The 14,643-nt window shown below is 55.2% G+C and carries 16 protein-coding genes, 2 tRNA genes and 1 rRNA gene; 18 read left to right on the forward strand and 1 reads right to left on the reverse strand.

Annotated elements, in window-relative coordinates; translation table 11 throughout:
- Positions 1 to 27: 27 nt before the first annotated feature.
- Positions 28 to 2,301: a transglycosylase domain-containing protein gene (locus tag K349_RS0114030; protein WP_029166397.1), complete on the reverse strand. Its 2,274-nt coding sequence runs from the start codon at positions 2,299 to 2,301 to the stop codon at positions 28 to 30.
- Between the two features lie 219 nt (positions 2,302 to 2,520).
- Here K349_RS0114030 and K349_RS0114035 point away from each other — a divergent pair.
- The 18 genes from K349_RS0114035 (at position 2,521) to K349_RS0114120 (ending at position 14,638) form a co-directional block, all read left to right on the forward strand.
- Positions 2,521 to 4,043 (forward strand): 16S ribosomal RNA (locus K349_RS0114035).
- A gap of 51 nt (positions 4,044 to 4,094) precedes the next feature.
- Positions 4,095 to 4,171: transfer RNA gene (locus K349_RS0114040), tRNA-Ile, on the forward strand.
- A gap of 37 nt (positions 4,172 to 4,208) precedes the next feature.
- Positions 4,209 to 4,283: transfer RNA gene (locus tag K349_RS0114045), tRNA-Ala, on the forward strand.
- Between the two features lie 184 nt (positions 4,284 to 4,467).
- Complete coding sequence (locus K349_RS0114050; protein ID WP_084460409.1) at positions 4,468 to 6,468, forward strand: YgiQ family radical SAM protein; 2,001 nt, start codon at positions 4,468 to 4,470, stop codon at positions 6,466 to 6,468.
- A 109-nt stretch (positions 6,469 to 6,577) separates the two neighbouring features.
- Positions 6,578 to 6,733 (forward strand): MoaD/ThiS family protein, encoded by a 156-nt coding sequence (locus K349_RS20150; RefSeq protein ID WP_420834464.1) that lies wholly within the window; start codon positions 6,578 to 6,580, stop codon positions 6,731 to 6,733.
- Between the two features lie 203 nt (positions 6,734 to 6,936).
- The gene (locus K349_RS0114060; protein WP_029166400.1) at positions 6,937 to 7,425 is read left to right on the forward strand and encodes a Na+/H+ antiporter subunit E; all 489 of its coding nucleotides are present in this window, start codon (positions 6,937 to 6,939) and stop codon (positions 7,423 to 7,425) included.
- On the forward strand, positions 7,422 to 7,682 hold the full coding sequence (locus K349_RS0114065) for a monovalent cation/H+ antiporter complex subunit F (RefSeq protein WP_029166401.1): 261 nt from the start codon (positions 7,422 to 7,424) through the stop codon (positions 7,680 to 7,682). The genes K349_RS0114060 and K349_RS0114065 overlap by 4 nt, the downstream gene beginning before the upstream one ends.
- A gap of 2 nt (positions 7,683 to 7,684) precedes the next feature.
- Positions 7,685 to 8,053, forward strand: a complete 369-nt coding sequence (gene mnhG, locus K349_RS0114070; RefSeq protein WP_029166402.1) for a monovalent cation/H(+) antiporter subunit G — start codon at positions 7,685 to 7,687, stop codon at positions 8,051 to 8,053.
- Positions 8,050 to 8,325 carry a hydrogenase subunit MbhD domain-containing protein gene (locus K349_RS0114075; protein ID WP_029166403.1) on the forward strand — a complete coding sequence of 92 codons (276 nt, stop codon included), beginning with the start codon at positions 8,050 to 8,052 and terminating at the stop codon, positions 8,323 to 8,325. The genes mnhG and K349_RS0114075 overlap by 4 nt, the downstream gene beginning before the upstream one ends.
- Positions 8,322 to 8,594 (forward strand): hydrogen gas-evolving membrane-bound hydrogenase subunit E, encoded by a 273-nt coding sequence (mbhE, locus tag K349_RS0114080; RefSeq protein WP_029166404.1) that lies wholly within the window; start codon positions 8,322 to 8,324, stop codon positions 8,592 to 8,594. Before K349_RS0114075 ends, mbhE begins: the two co-directional genes overlap by 4 nt.
- A complete protein-coding gene (locus K349_RS0114085; RefSeq protein WP_029166405.1) occupies positions 8,595 to 9,095 on the forward strand; it encodes an MnhB domain-containing protein in 501 nt (166 codons plus the stop codon).
- Positions 9,085 to 9,432: a sodium:proton antiporter gene (locus K349_RS0114090; protein ID WP_029166406.1), complete on the forward strand. Its 348-nt coding sequence runs from the start codon at positions 9,085 to 9,087 to the stop codon at positions 9,430 to 9,432. The genes K349_RS0114085 and K349_RS0114090 overlap by 11 nt, the downstream gene beginning before the upstream one ends.
- Positions 9,429 to 10,994 carry a proton-conducting transporter transmembrane domain-containing protein gene (locus tag K349_RS0114095; protein ID WP_029166407.1) on the forward strand — a complete coding sequence of 522 codons (1,566 nt, stop codon included), beginning with the start codon at positions 9,429 to 9,431 and terminating at the stop codon, positions 10,992 to 10,994. The genes K349_RS0114090 and K349_RS0114095 overlap by 4 nt, the downstream gene beginning before the upstream one ends.
- Positions 10,994 to 11,332, forward strand: coding sequence for a membrane-bound hydrogenase complex subunit MbhI (mbhI, locus tag K349_RS0114100; RefSeq protein ID WP_029166408.1), 339 nt, complete (start codon positions 10,994 to 10,996; stop codon positions 11,330 to 11,332). The genes K349_RS0114095 and mbhI overlap by 1 nt, the downstream gene beginning before the upstream one ends.
- Before the next feature lie 10 nt (positions 11,333 to 11,342).
- Positions 11,343 to 11,846, forward strand: coding sequence for an NADH-quinone oxidoreductase subunit B family protein (locus tag K349_RS0114105; protein WP_029166409.1), 504 nt, complete (start codon positions 11,343 to 11,345; stop codon positions 11,844 to 11,846).
- Complete coding sequence (locus K349_RS0114110; RefSeq protein ID WP_029166410.1) at positions 11,836 to 12,393, forward strand: NADH-quinone oxidoreductase subunit C; 558 nt, start codon at positions 11,836 to 11,838, stop codon at positions 12,391 to 12,393. Before K349_RS0114105 ends, K349_RS0114110 begins: the two co-directional genes overlap by 11 nt.
- Before the next feature lie 20 nt (positions 12,394 to 12,413).
- A complete protein-coding gene (locus K349_RS0114115) occupies positions 12,414 to 13,649 on the forward strand; it encodes a hydrogenase large subunit (RefSeq protein ID WP_029166411.1) in 1,236 nt (411 codons plus the stop codon).
- A complete protein-coding gene (locus tag K349_RS0114120) occupies positions 13,646 to 14,638 on the forward strand; it encodes a respiratory chain complex I subunit 1 family protein (protein WP_029166412.1) in 993 nt (330 codons plus the stop codon). The genes K349_RS0114115 and K349_RS0114120 overlap by 4 nt, the downstream gene beginning before the upstream one ends.
- The last annotated feature ends 5 nt before the right edge of the window (positions 14,639 to 14,643 follow it).

The raw sequence follows: 14,643 nt of genomic DNA on the forward strand, positions 1-14,643 counted from the left end.
TTCGAGGCGTTTCTTCCCGGAGAGAGGTCAATTTCCTCCGAGCCCATATTCTTTGAGTAATTCCTGGTAGCGTGCTTCCACTTGATCTTTTGGACTCGGGTCCTTGTCGTAAGGATTCGCTGCAGGCTGAGGCAATGGGACGTCCGGGGGCAACACCGGAATGAACGAAGGAACGGGTAACTCCTGAACCGCAATTTCCTGCGGTCTCTGCAGGCCATATTGGGCCAGCAGAGGCCGGTCTCGTTCCACGATCAGCAGTCTTGGTGCAAGAGGGTCGTTTTCCGCTTCCATGAGATCGCCTCCATGGAGAGGACACAGGGCGGCGGGAATCATGTCGAGAGGCAGGTAGATTTCGTAGGTGGGACAATTTCCCGTGGCCCGAAAACCCGTCGTTTTGCAAAGACGGACCTTGTCAGCCTGCACGTTTTCCACCTGGGGATATATCTTCGGAAGATCAAGAAAAGCCACCGCCCTTGAGACAAAATCCTGCCAGATGGGACCGGCGATTCTTCCTCCCGTCGCCTGTTTCCCGAGCGTTTTATGATCATCGTTACCAGCGTAGACGGCAACGATCAATCCTGGAACACCTCCGACAAACCAGGCATCGCTGAAGTCGTTCGTTGTCCCGGTTTTGCCGAAAACCGGGTAATCTTTCACTCGGGCCGGACCACCCGTTCCGCTTCGAACTACGTATTCCATGATGGAACGCATCGTCAACGCCACTTCCGGCGTCAGTGCGGGCGCCAGAGAAGCGCCGGAACTTTCGAGGAGTTCTCCGGAGCTTCCCCGAATCTCTCTGATTGCATAAGGTGTAAGACGAAATCCGCCGTTCGAGAAAGGCGCATAGGAGGCGGCAAGCTCCAGGGGCGTAACGCTGGCGGTTCCCAATGCGAGAGAAAGATCAAGCGGCAGATGAGGAGACGTAATTCCCATCCTCCGGGCAAGATCGGCTATCTTCGACGGACCTACGAATTCCGCAACGCGCACCACAGCGGTGTTGTAAGAGTGCACGAGAGCCTCCATGAGGGTAAGTTCCCCGTGAAATTTTCCATCATAGTTTCCTGGCTCCCATCCGTTGTCGAAGGAAATGGGCGCATCCACAATCCGATCTACCGGACGGATTGCTTCTTCCAAGGCAGCAGTGTAGACAAAGGGTTTGAAGGCTGAACCAGGTTGCCGGAAAGCCTGGATAGCCCGGTTGAACTTGGATTGTACGAAATCCTTTCCTCCCACAAGGGCAAGGATTTCTCCCGTGGTGGGGTCGAGAGCCACGAGAGCTCCCTCGCTTTTCAATTTCCGAACCGCTTCTTCCGCCATGTGTTGCAGCTCCAGATCCACCGTGGTGTAGATTCGGAGACCACCCTGATAGACCCTATCGCTGCCATACTGGGGAAGCAAATGTTTAAAGAGAATATATGAGACGAAATAAGGCGCGGGGCTCGCTTCAATACCAGGTTGTTTGAGTGATGCAAAATGAAATTCTGTATTTTTTGCTTTCTCGATGTCCTCCTCGGCGATCCATCCCAGCTCGCGGAGACGTCGGAGCACGTAGGCCTGTCGCGTTCGTGCCCGTTCCATGTTGCGAAGCGGGCTGTAATACTCCGGTGCGGCAATGAGTCCCGCGAGCATTGAGGCCTCTCCCAGGTTGAGTTGCTGCGGTGTCTTGGCGAAATAGACACGGGCCGCGGCACTGATTCCCCATGCGCCGTGGCCGAAGTAAATAGTGTTCATGTACATCTCCAGAAGCTGGTCCTTGGTGAAAAGCCGTTCAAGACGAACGGCGAGAATGGCCTCCTTGATTTTTCTTTCGACGGTTCTTTCCTGTGTCAAAAAGAGGTTGCGCGCCAACTGCTGCGTGATGGTGCTCCCTCCTTGACGCACGCGCTCCTGCGTGAAATTCACCCAAAACGCCCTGAGGATGCCCCAAAAATCGATTCCGCGATGATCGTAAAAGCTGCCATCTTCGGCGGCGACGGCGGCTTTCTGCATGATGGGCGAAATTTTATCGATCGTGACAAGAGTTCTGTTTTCCTGGTACAGGCGAGTAATGATCTTGCCATTGCGGTCGAAGACAACGGAGGCCACATTCGGCCTCCGTTGCAGAATTTCTTCTGTGGATGGCAGCGTGGCGCTCAGCTTCTGAACGTACAGGGCAAACCATATGGAGCCTCCCGCGAGGGCGAGAGTGGCGAGCAGAAGACACGTGAGAAACAACGTGGCAAGACACCCTCGCCGTTTCTTCGGCTCAACTTCTGCCAATCGCTCGTCGGACGCGGAACGGGTATTCTCTTTTTTTCGCATCGGAACCGATAACCTCCATGGTGATAGCGCTGGAACTCTGTCTCGGATACGGAGGGGATTATAGCATATCCATTCCAAAACCGGACTTGCACAACACAAGTCCGCATGTTATAGTACCCGTTGCCGTCTGCAATAAAGGGCGGCGCACCTTGTCAACAGAACATGGCGAAGAAAACGGAGACACAACCGCGCATAAAATCGAAAAATCAATTCAGGAAAACTCTGGAGAGTTTGATCCTGGCTCAGGACGAACGCTGGCGGCGTGCCTAACACATGCAAGTCGGACGGGCATTTGGTGGAAGCTTGCTGAAGCCGGATGTTAGTGGCGGACGGGTGAGTGACGCGTGAGGACCTATCTGGAAGAGGGGGACAACAGTTGGAAACGACTGCTAAGACCCCATAAGCCGAGAGGTGAAAGGGAGCGATCCGCTTCCGGAGGGACTCGCGGGCTATCAGCTGGTTGGTGGGGTAACGGCCTACCAAGGCGAAGACGGCAAGCCGGCCTGAGAGGGCGACCGGCCACACTGGAACTGAGATACGGTCCAGACTCCTACGGGAGGCAGCAGTGGGGAATATTGGGCAATGGGGGCAACCCTGACCCAGCGACGCCGCGTGGAGGAAGAAGTCCCTCGGGATGTAAACTCCTGTTGTGTGGGAAGAAGCGAGTGACGGTACCACACGAGGAAGCCCCGGCAAACTACGTGCCAGCAGCCGCGGTAATACGTAGGGGGCGAGCGTTGTCCGGAATCACTGGGCGTAAAGGGCACGCAGGCGGACCGACAGGTCGTTTGTGAAAGGCGAGGGCTCAACCCTTGTTTGCGGACGAAACCGTCGGACTGGAGTACCGGAGAGGGAAGTGGAATTCCCGGTGTAGCGGTGAAATGCGTAGATATCGGGAGGAACACCAGTGGCGAAGGCGGCTTCCTGGCCGGATACTGACGCTCAAGTGCGAAAGCTGGGGGAGCGAACGGGATTAGATACCCCGGTAGTCCCAGCCGTAAACGATGAATGCTAGGTGTGGGTGCCGTCGGGCATCCGTGCCGGAGTTAACGCGATAAGCATTCCGCCTGGGGAGTACGGTCGCAAGACTGAAACTCAAAGGAATTGACGGGGGCCCGCACAAGCGGTGGAGCACGTGGTTTAATTCGATGCAAACCGAAGAACCTTACCTGGGTTTGACATGCACGTAGTACGGAACTGAAAGGTGAAGGACCCTCATTTCGGTGAGGGAGCGTGCACAGGTGCTGCATGGCTGTCGTCAGCTCGTGTCGTGAGATGTTGGGTTAAGTCCCGCAACGAGCGCAACCCCTGCGCCGAGTTGCCAACGCTACGGGCGGGAACTCTCGGCGGACTGCCGGCGACAAGCCGGAGGAAGGTGGGGATGACGTCAAGTCATCATGGCCCTTATGTCCAGGGCGACACACGTGCTACAATGGGCGGCACAACGGGAAGCGAAGGGGCGACCCTGAGCGGATCCTAAGAAAGCCGTTCCCAGTTCGGATTGGAGTCTGCAACCCGACTCCATGAAGCTGGAATCGCTAGTAATCGCGGATCAGCCAAGCCGCGGTGAATACGTTCCCGGGCCTTGTACACACCGCCCGTCACACCACCCGAGTCGGGTGCACCCGAAGCCGGTGGCCTAACCTTTTCGGAGGGAGGAGCCGTCGAAGGTGTGTCTGGTGAGGGGGGTGAAGTCGTAACAAGGTAGCCGTACCGGAAGGTGCGGCTGGATCACCTCCTTTCTAAGGAGATATGCACGGTTTTCTCGAAGCATTCTTCGCTGTGTTCTGTTGGGGCCGGTAGCTCAGGTGGCTAGAGCACACGGCTGATAACCGTGAGGTCAGTGGTTCGAATCCACTCCGGCCCACCATTTTTGGGCTTGCTCGAAGGAAATCCGCTTCCTTTTTGGGGATGTAGCTCAGTGGGAGAGCACCTGCCTTGCACGCAGGGGGTCGTCGGTTCGAATCCGATCATCTCCACCAAATGGTGTATCTAGGGGTTGCGAGTCACAGGGAAGACGGACCCTTCAGGGAAAATTCCCCTGGTTGATGTAATGTACCCCTTTTCCAGCACACTACTCAAACGTTTTCAGGGGTAGGACTCGCTTATTCAAGCGGGTCCTACCCCTTTTTTAGTATACCATGTTAAATATTTAATGTTTTCGGAATGCCTGTTTCAAGAGACGGGAGGGAATATATATTGCCTTCAGAGAGTCGATCTACGTGTGATTTTCTCCCTATTTCACGGAGTGACATGGATGCCCGTGGATGGGATCGATTGGATTTCCTCCTTGTTTCCGGCGATGCCTATGTGGACCATCCCAGTTTCGGAGGGGCCATCATCTCCCGCGTTCTCGAAAAAGACGGATTTCGCGTTGGTATCCTTCCCCAGCCCAATTGGCGCTCCTCGGAGGACTTCCTTCGCATGGGAGAACCTCGACTCGCCGTGTTGGTAACGGCAGGCAATTTGGATTCCATGCTCAATGCCTACACCGCGGCAAAAAAACGTCGTCGCACAGACAGCTACTCTCCGGGCGGGCACACAGGATATCGTCCAGACAGGGCGTCCATTGTCTACAGCAACCGAATTCGCGAACTCTGGCCGGAGATTCCTCTCATCCTCGGAGGTATCGAAGCCAGCCTTCGACGTCTCGCTCATTATGACTACTGGTCCGATGCGATTCGCCGATCCATCCTGCTGGATTGCCGGGCGGATTTGCTTGTCTACGGAATGGGGGAACGGCAGATCCGTGAAATCGCGTCGCTTCTCGAAAGGGGAGTGCCGATATCAAAAATCCACCATGTGGCAGGCACGTGTTTCCCCATGCCTTCCTCCGGGAGGGTAACCGGAAAACCCTGTATTGAACTCCCCTCTTTTGAAGAGGTGCGTTGCGACAAAAAAGCTTTTGCGAAGGCTTTTGCTTTGCAGTATGGAGAACGAAATCCTCTGGAAGGCAGGCGTCTTGTTCAGCCCCACGGAGGAGGTCGGCTCGTCGTGCAAAATCCTCCGGCCGTTCCCCTGACGACAAAAGAGCTGGATGCCGTCTATGAACTGCCCTACACACGAGAACCCCATCCTGTTTACGAGCCTGCAGGAGGTGTTCCCGCCATTGAGGAGGTGCGGTTCAGTCTGGTCGGACATCGAGGATGCTACGGCGAATGCGCTTTTTGTGCTCTTGTCTCCCATCAAGGCTCGATCATTCAGACACGAAGCCATGCCTCCCTGCTGAAAGAGGCGGGAAAGCTCATCAAGCACAAAACATTCAAGGGATATATTCACGACGTGGGTGGTCCCACAGCCAATTTCCGACACTCCCCCTGCAGACTCCCGCAACCCTCGGGTACCTGCGGCAAAAGAAAATGTCTCGCGCCGTCTCCGTGTTCGAATCTCCTCGTCGAGCATGGAGACTATCTTGACCTGCTTCGCGCCCTTCGTGCGCTTCCCGGAGTAAAAAAGGTCTTCATACGCTCGGGGATTCGCTACGACTATGTCATGGCCGATTCCGACGGAACATTCCTCAGGGAGCTTTGCGCCCACCACGTGAGCGGCCAACTGAAAGTAGCCCCGGAACATGTTTCTTCGAAAGTACTCCGTCTCATGGGAAAACCGGGCAAAGAAGTCTTTCTCCGGTTCAAGGAAGCATACGAGCACATGAATCGTAAACTTGGGAAACGACAATTCCTCGTGCCCTATTTCCTCTCCAGTCACCCCGGATCAGATCTGGAAGCCGCTGTGGAACTGGCGGAGTTTCTCCGTGACATCCGTCATATTCCGGAGCAGGTGCAGGATTTCATACCGACTCCGGGAAGCCTTTCAACATGTATGTACTACACCGAGATCCATCCGTTCACAGGCGAATCGGTCTATGTGGCAAAATCTCCCCATGAGAAAGCAATGCAAAGGGCTCTTCTCCAATATACAAATCCTCGCAACTACGATCTTGTGAAGGAGGCGCTCATGAAAGCCGGACGTGCTGACCTCATCGGTGATAGTCCGAAGTGCCTCATTCCGGCGACTCCCCGGAGGCGAGCCGACGGAGCGCCGGATTTTGCCGCGCAGCGGCGAAAAACGAACCTTCCGCAAGAGAACACTTCCCGCACAAGGACTCCAGCGAGCCCGAAAGAACGGCGTTTTTCTGGCATGTCCCGAAAAAGACGTGTAGAATAACTGACGAGTTCGTGACGTTCTCTTTTTCGGTAAGTCACCGCTCTCCGGTGTGAGGAGGTGGAACGGTGTGATTGTTGTCAACAACGAGCCTTTGCCGTGGTATGAAGGAATGACCGTCGGCGATCTCTTGAGAGCGAAAGCGCCGGCCCCCCCGATGGTTTCCGTGTGGGTTGACGGAAAACTTCTGGCGGGAAAGGAAACAGAAACATTTCTTTTGCCGGATGGCGCCAACGTTCGTTTTTTCCCCGTCGTCGGCGGAGGTTAAGCGGCTTTCGCCTTGCAACAGCGCCGGGAACATCATTGACCTTCTGGAGAAAGCAACGCAGATTTCCTCGCCCTGGGAAGAAAGATGCGTCTCTGTTCTCCACCAAACAAAAATAAAGATTTCCTTCACAAGCGAAAGAAGAGTACAATAACAAGGCAACGGTGATTGACGCGTATACAATATATGTGAGGAGGTGAACAGAGGTGGGAATATTTTTCATGTCCGCCGTGGTCTATCTTTTTCTTGCCTGGAGTGGAGATGGCATTGATGTTGCAGAAATTCTCATTGCCGTCGCTCTTGGGGCGGTTATGTTCGCTGCAAGTCGCACATGGATCTCCAAAAGCGAGTGGGCTTCGCAGAGCTTGAACCCCCTCCGTTGGGGACATTTTTTAGTCTACTTCTTCGGCCCCTTTCTCCTCGGTTTGACCAAGGCAAATCTAGAGGTGGCCAAACTCGTCATCACCGGGAAGATCAGGCCTGGGATCGTCAAGGTCAACCCAAGGCTGAAAACTCCTGGAGCGTTGACACTTTTGGCCAATTCCATCACGCTCACGCCGGGCACACTGACTGTGGACGTGAACGAGAGCGATGGCTATCTCTACATTCATTGGCTTGACGTCTCGAATACGTCGCCTTCAGAGGAAGAACTCTACGGATCTTTTGGAAAATGGGCAAGGAGGATTGCGGAATGAGTACCGTCCTGTTCACGTGGGGAGCGGCCCTCTTAGGAATCATGGCCCTTTTCATGTTCGGAAGGCTGATCGCCGGTCCCACGCTTCCTGATCGCGTTGTAGCTCTTGACGCCATGAACACCTTGGCCATTGCCATTATGATCGTTCTCTCCGTGGTGTACGATTCGGTCGTCATGGTGGATGTCGCCATCGTCTATGCGGCCCTTTCCTTTGTGAGTACCCTGTTTCTGGCCCGCTATATCGAAGGGGGGCAGTAGACGTGAACACTTTGATTGGCCTTCTCCTCGGCATCGGTATCGTTTTTAACTTTCTCGCGACGGTCGCGTTGTATCGTTTTCCCGACGTCTATTCCCGTCTTCACGGAACAACGAAGTGTACTACCTTCGGCACGATCTTTACGTCTCTGTCGGTTCTCCTCTATGGGTTTCTGCGATACGCGACAACGGGAGAACGGCGTTTCCTGACCCTTGGTGTTCACGTGATCATCACCATCCTCGCACTGCTGGTCACGAATGCCACAGGAGCCCATGCCATTGCACGCTCAGCCTATCGGAGCGGTGTAAGGCCTGTGTGCGCCGTTGTGGACAGGCTTCGTGAGGATGGAAGAAATGGAGGTGCCCTGTCGTGAGCGAACATCTCGACAGCATCGTGCACCTCTCCGTGTTGTGTCTCATCGGTCTTTCCGGTTTTTTCGCCATATGGTTTCGGGACCTGCTCTCTTCGGTCATTTCTCTCTCCGTTTTGAGCCTCTTGCTCTCGGTGGAATTTTACATTCTTCAAGCTCCTGATGTCGCTATCGCCGAGGCGGGGATCGGTGCAGGGCTCAGCATGGCCATTTATGTTCTCGCGCTTCGGGTGATCCGAAAGACGACAGTGCAGCGAAGGGAGGATTCTCGATGAGATATCGCATCGTTTTTCTCGTAGCGGTGCTCGTCATTTCCGGAGTGCTGTGGGGTGCCATGGATGCCGTTCATCCCTTCGGAGAACCCAACGCTCCTCTCATGGACGACTATTTCCTCGGCTCGGCACAATCTGAGCGGGCAGTCAACAATGTAGTGACGGCCATCGTGTTTGACTACAGGGGATTCGACACTCTCGGAGAGGCGGCTGTCCTCTTCACGGCGGTCTGTTCCATCGCGATCCTGTTTCGGGGGAAAGGGGAACACTGAATGCGCCCTCTTTCCGTCATCGTACGAACCGTCTGTAATGTCTTTGCGTGGTTCATGGTAGTGTACGGGACCTATATCATCGTCCACGGGCATCTTTCTCCCGGAGGCGGATTTCAAGGCGGTGCCGTCGTCGCTACCTTCATTGCGTTTCTTCTCGTCGCCCATGGCGGCGGCAAGGTCTTCGGATGGGTACGCAAGGGAGTGTACACCGCTCTGGAGCAAACCGGACTGCTGCTCTTCATCGGTGCGGGGTTTCTCGGAATCGGAACGACCTTCTTCTACAATGTCCTCGCAAAGCGGGGAGGGCTGTTTGGAGCGACGGTACCGCTCGGACCCAATGCGGGCGTTCTCAACAGTTCCGGAACGATTGCCCTGGCGAACATCGCAGTGGGGCTTGAGGTTGTGGGGGGACTCTCGCTCATCCTTCTCTACATGAGCAAGGCGTCGCTTTCTTCTCCGAAAGAAGAGACGCAGGGAAAGGAGGCCGGTCATGATCGGTAGCCTTCCCTATCTCATCGTGGGTCTCCTTTTTCTGTTCGGTCTTTATGCGGTGGTTTTCGAAAGAAATCTGATAAAAATCGCCATCGGTATCTCCGTGATCGAGGCAGCGACGAACATGTTTCTTATCGTTCTCGGCTATCGAACGGGCGGGCGGATTCCCGTCTTCACTCTTGCGGGAGAGAGCAAGGTTCTCGTACTCCCAACACCACAGGCGCTGACACTGACGGCTATCGTCATCGGCATGGCCACCACGGCGCTCATGCTGTCGCTCATCATGGTTCTCTATCGTCATTACGGAACACTCGACGTCAGGGAGATAAGGAGGCTGCGAGGATGAACTGGTACGATCATCTCCCCGCTCTGGTGCTTGCCGTTCCCCTTCTGGGAGCCTTCGGCGCACCTGTTCTGGGACTGAGCGGTCGATACGCCCGCAACGCATGGTTTGTCCTCATCTCCGCCTGTACAGCGGCACTTGCGCTGCTGCTCTGGCAAAAAGCATCCATGAACGGCGTGTTTGTCTACGTTCTCGGAGCAGAGAGCTGGAAACTCGCTCTGCCATCGGGGATGAGCTTGCCGATCCGGATCATTCTGGAAGTAGATTCATTCAGTGCGCTCATGGCTGTTATCGGCAGCATCGCGTCTTTCGCGGGGACACTCTTTTCCCTTCGCTTCATGGAGCGTTTTTCTGGGCTGGACAAGTTCGTTGCCCTTTATTTTCTGCTTACAACAGGCATGTTGGGTATGGAACTCACGGGTGATCTTTTCAATTTCTTCGTCTTTCTCGAGATTGCCTCCGTTGCCTCGTTCGGTCTCGTGGCTTTCTGGAGGGACCGCCCGGAAGCGGTGGAGGCCAGCTTCAAGTACATGCTGATCTCCACGGTGGGAGCACTCTTCGTCCTTCTGGCTGTCGGGCTCTTCTACGGAAGATACAACGCGGTGAACATGGCCGCGGTAGGACAGATGCTCCATTTGGGACTCCCGGAAAAAGCTGCGCTGGCTCTTCTCGTGGCAGCGCTCGCCATGAAGTGCGGTTCCGTACCCATGCACATGTGGACCCCCGACGCCTACGCGGAAGCTCCGGCGGGTGTCACTTGCCTTCTCGTTGCCGTGAGCCAGGCATCGCTCTACGGCCTTTTCCGGGTTTGCTTTTCCATTTATGGCATGAGCATTGGCAGTAGCGTCGTTCCCTGGACCATCATCGTTCTGGGGCTTCTCTCCATGTTCATCGGCGTGACCATGGCGGTGATACAGAAGGATGTCAAGCGACTCATGGCATATCATTCCGTCTCCCAGGTCGGTTACATTCTGCTCGGATTGGGAGTGGGCCTGTTGGCCCTGAAAGATGCGAAAGCCATGGCGGACTACGGGTTCACCGCCATTCAAGGTGGAATCTTTCATCTCATGAACTACACCATGTACAAGGGACTCCTCTTCCTTGTGGCGGGCGCACTCGCTTATGCAGCCAAGAGCAGGAATCTCAACGAGCTGGGTGGACTCGCCCACGCCATGCCACATACCACGTTCATGTTCATCATCGCTGCCGCGGCCATTGCCGGTCTTCCTCCTTTCAACGGATTCGTATCCAAACTGCTCATCTACGAATCCACCTTCGCCGTGCACCCATTTCTTCCTGTAGTGGCCATGGTCACCTCCGTGCTGACCCTCGCGTCTTTCGTGAAGGTCTTTCAGACGGCGTTCCTGGGACCACGGAGAAGTCGGCTCGCCGAGGTGGAGGAAGTACCGGGTACAATGCTGCTCGGGATGTTCTCCCTGACGCTCGTCGTCCTCGGGCTCTCTCTTTTTCCGACCTGGTCCATGGCCCATATCATCGAGCCGGCAGCCAAAGCCCTCGTTGATCAAGCCGGCTACATTCGGGCAGTTATGGGGGGTGGTCTCTGATGTGGCCCAAGATCCATTCCGGATTCGGGTATTGGGATGTCGTGAGTTGGCTGGCGTTCTTTTTCATCGTCTCGGTCTTCGTGTTGTGGTTTCGATCCCAGGGACGCTCGGACTACAAGGAGGGAACGGAGCAAGACGACATCTTTTTCTGCGGCAATGACGTCCCGGAAAAAGGGGAGGATTATGCGGTTCCTGCAAGTGGAGCCTATTGGGGGTTCACCAAAGCGCTGTCCGGATTCTACGAACTGCTCACGGCGTGGCACAGTGGCATTGCCACCGAGTACACGGGCTACCTCGTTGTCTTCACCGCGCTGATGCTTTCTTTGGCGCTCTTGTAGGAGGTCGGCAATGAAACCTGAAAAACATCTCGAAGTGTTGCCAAAGTCAATCTGGGTTTTTCACTGCAACAGCGGCTCCTGTAATGGTTGCGACATTGAAATTGTTGCGACCATCTCACCCCGTTATGATATTGAACGTTTCGGCATGAAACTTGTCGGAACGCCTCGTCACGCCGATGCACTCCTCGTCACGGGACCGGTGACGAAATACATGACCGATCGTCTGCGTCGTATCTACGCTCAAATTCCCGACCCGAAGGTTGTCATCGTTGTTGGAAACTGCGGCTGCTCCGGGGATGTCTTTTACAAATCCTACAATCTGGACGGCCCCGTGGACAACATCATCCCCGTCGATGTCTATGTCAACGGATGCCCACCACGACCGGAAGCGATCATCGAGGGTGTTGCAAAGGCCGTTCTCAAGCTGGAGAAGATACGGGAAACGCTTACGGTTCCGAAGGAGACTCCGGTCGTTTCCGCGGAACCGGAGGAGGAGTACATTCATGACGCGTAAATCGTGGACTTCACACAGCGAAGAAAGTCGTTCCCCTGAAGATGTCCTGGGCATTCTCAAGGAAAAACTTCAGGATCGCCTCGAAGCGTTCGAACTACGGCCGAAAAAGGAAGCCGGAAGAGAAGAGCACCCTCTGATCCACGACATCTGGATCACGGTACGAAAGGATGCATTTTTGTCCCTTGTGGACGAACTGTTCTTTTTTGATTTTCCCCACTTTCACGTGCTTTCCACAGACGACTCGGGAGATCACATTCTTTTCGTCTACCATTTTTCCCTTTTCCGCAGTGCAGGGCGAGGGAAACACCTTGGAGTCAATGTACGCGTCCGCATTCCCAAAGAAGATCTCACCATGCCCTCACTCTGGGAACGAATTCCAGGAGTCGAATACAGCGAACGAGAGGCGAGGGAGATACTGGGTGTGGCGTTTGAGGGCCTTCCGAATCAATCGCCGCTTCTCCTTCCCGAGAACTGGGATACATCGATCAAGCCCATGCGGCGCGATGAGACCGGCCCCAGGGAAGAACACATCCGCCATCTGTCGTAGCAGGGGGAGGGGAATAGCCTATGGCACAAGGAAAGACGACCTATCGGGTTCCCATCGGCCCCGTGCATGTCGGACTCAAAGAACCCATCACGGCATGGCTTGATGTCGACGGAGAGCGCATCATCCAGGCAACAATCAGACCGGGTGCTATTCATCGCGGCATCGAATTCATGGCCCGGGATCGGAACCCGATTCAGGTGATCTATCTGGCGGAACGTGTGTGCGGCATTTGTTCATTTTCACACATCACCTGCTTCGTTCGCGCCGTGGAGGATGCGGCGAAGATCCCCGTACCTCGCCGTGCCCAGTACATCCGGTCTCTTCTTCTGGAGTTAGAACGGGTGCATTCCCACATCCTCTGGGCGGGAGTCGCCTGTTATACCATCGGGTACGATTCCGCCTTTCATTTGGGGATGCAGCTCCGGGAAAAGGTGATGGATGTCCTTGAAGCCTTGACCGGCAACCGCGTGAACTATGGTGTGGGAACAGTGGGTGGTGTGCGCCGCGATATCACACCCGAAGTGGCAAGAGCCATTCGGGACATGTTGGACTATTACCGGAGCAACATCGCCACTTTCACCGATGTTGTGTTCGACGACCCCGTGGCGCTTGCACGCATGCGCCATGTTGGGACTCTCTCTCTCCAGGAGGCGATGCGGTATTGCGCTCTGGGGCCGACGGCCCGAGGATCCGGGCTCAGGATTGATCTCCGCTGGTCCGCTCCCTACGAGGCCTACGGAGATTTGGACGTGATTCCCATCGTTCCCCAGGATTATCTCGGAAAGAGCCATGGGGATGTCTACGATCGCTTTTTTGTCCGCGCCACGGAGATTCACCAGTCTCTGGATCTTATCGAACGCTGCCTCGATGGTCTTCCATCCGGTGAACTTATGTGGGAACCAAAACTGCCGAAGCTACTGAACTATCTGAAGCAGGCCGATGGGGAAGGAATCGGGTCCATCGAGGCGCCTAGAGGAGACGACACGCATGTCGTACGCCTTACCAAAGGCACGGAAACGATCACGTGGTGGAAAGTGCGGGCTCCCACCTACTCAAATGCCATCTCCTGGCCCCTGATGTTCCGGGAACAGGAACTGGCTGATGCACCCCTGATTCTCAACAGTGTCGATCCCTGTATTTCCTGTATGGAGAGGGTTCTCGTCACCGACCGTGCCGCAGAACGCGAGGAAGTGTTGGTTAAACAGGAATTGACCGAACGCTGTCGGGAAAAGACGAGGAGGCTGATGCGGCAATGACCCTTTTCTTGATGAAAACCGTCTCGGGAACGGCGTTGATCCTTCTCGCCTCCGTGGTGGCACTGGTATTCGACGGTGTGGACAGAATCGTTCATGCCCGAATGCAGAATCGACTCGGACCACCTGTCTTTCAGCCTTTCTACGACCTGCTGAAACTCATGGGAAAAGAAAACATCGTTCCTCGAGCCGCATTGGCGTGGCTTTTCAACGGAGCTCCGTGGGTGGCCTGCGTGTCCGCCATGATGATTTTCCTTTATATCCCCGTAGGATCCCTTCCTCCCATTCTTGGAGGGGAGGGTGATCTTGTGTTGATTCTCTATCTGTTCGCCCTCTCCGCCGTCGCTATGGTGGTGGGCGGCTTCTCCAGCGGTTCTCCCTACGCGAACGTAGGTGCCCAGCGAGAAATGGTCCTCATGATGAGTTACGAGGCCCCTCTTGCAACGGTCATCTGTACTCTCGCTTGGATCGCCTACAGAACGGGCATGCCCGGCGAACCTTTCAATCTGGAATCTTTTGTGGGGATTCCCGTGTGGCAAATGGTGGGAAAAACCGGTTTCCTCGGCCTTCTTGTACTTCTGGGGACGCTTCTTGCCGTCGTGCCCGCAGAGGTGGGAAAATCACCCATGGATATTCCCGAGGCCAAAACGGAAATCCTGGAGGGGCTCATTGCGGAATATTCGGGGAGAAATCTCGCGCTGCTGAAGATGACCTTTGCTGTTCGGACGCTTGCCATGTGCGGTGTCGTGGTATCTCTCTTCTTCCCGTGGTCACTGGCCCGCTTTCTCGGCATGAGCAGCATAATCGCTTTTGCCGTGGACTTTCTCTGGTTCTGGATGAAGGTCTTTCTCGTGCAGATGGTAAGTGTTACGCTCGTGCGCACCTCGCTGGGACGTCTCAAGATCTGGCAAGCCTCCAAATTCTACTGGGTTCACGTTTCGGGCCTCGCGCTGGCAGGTATGCTTCTCGTCTCCCTGGACACTCTGGTGTGAGGAGG

It is taken from the genome of Aminiphilus circumscriptus DSM 16581 (assembly GCF_000526375.1).
In the GTDB taxonomy this organism is placed as follows: Bacteria; Synergistota; Synergistia; order Synergistales; family Aminiphilaceae; genus Aminiphilus; species Aminiphilus circumscriptus.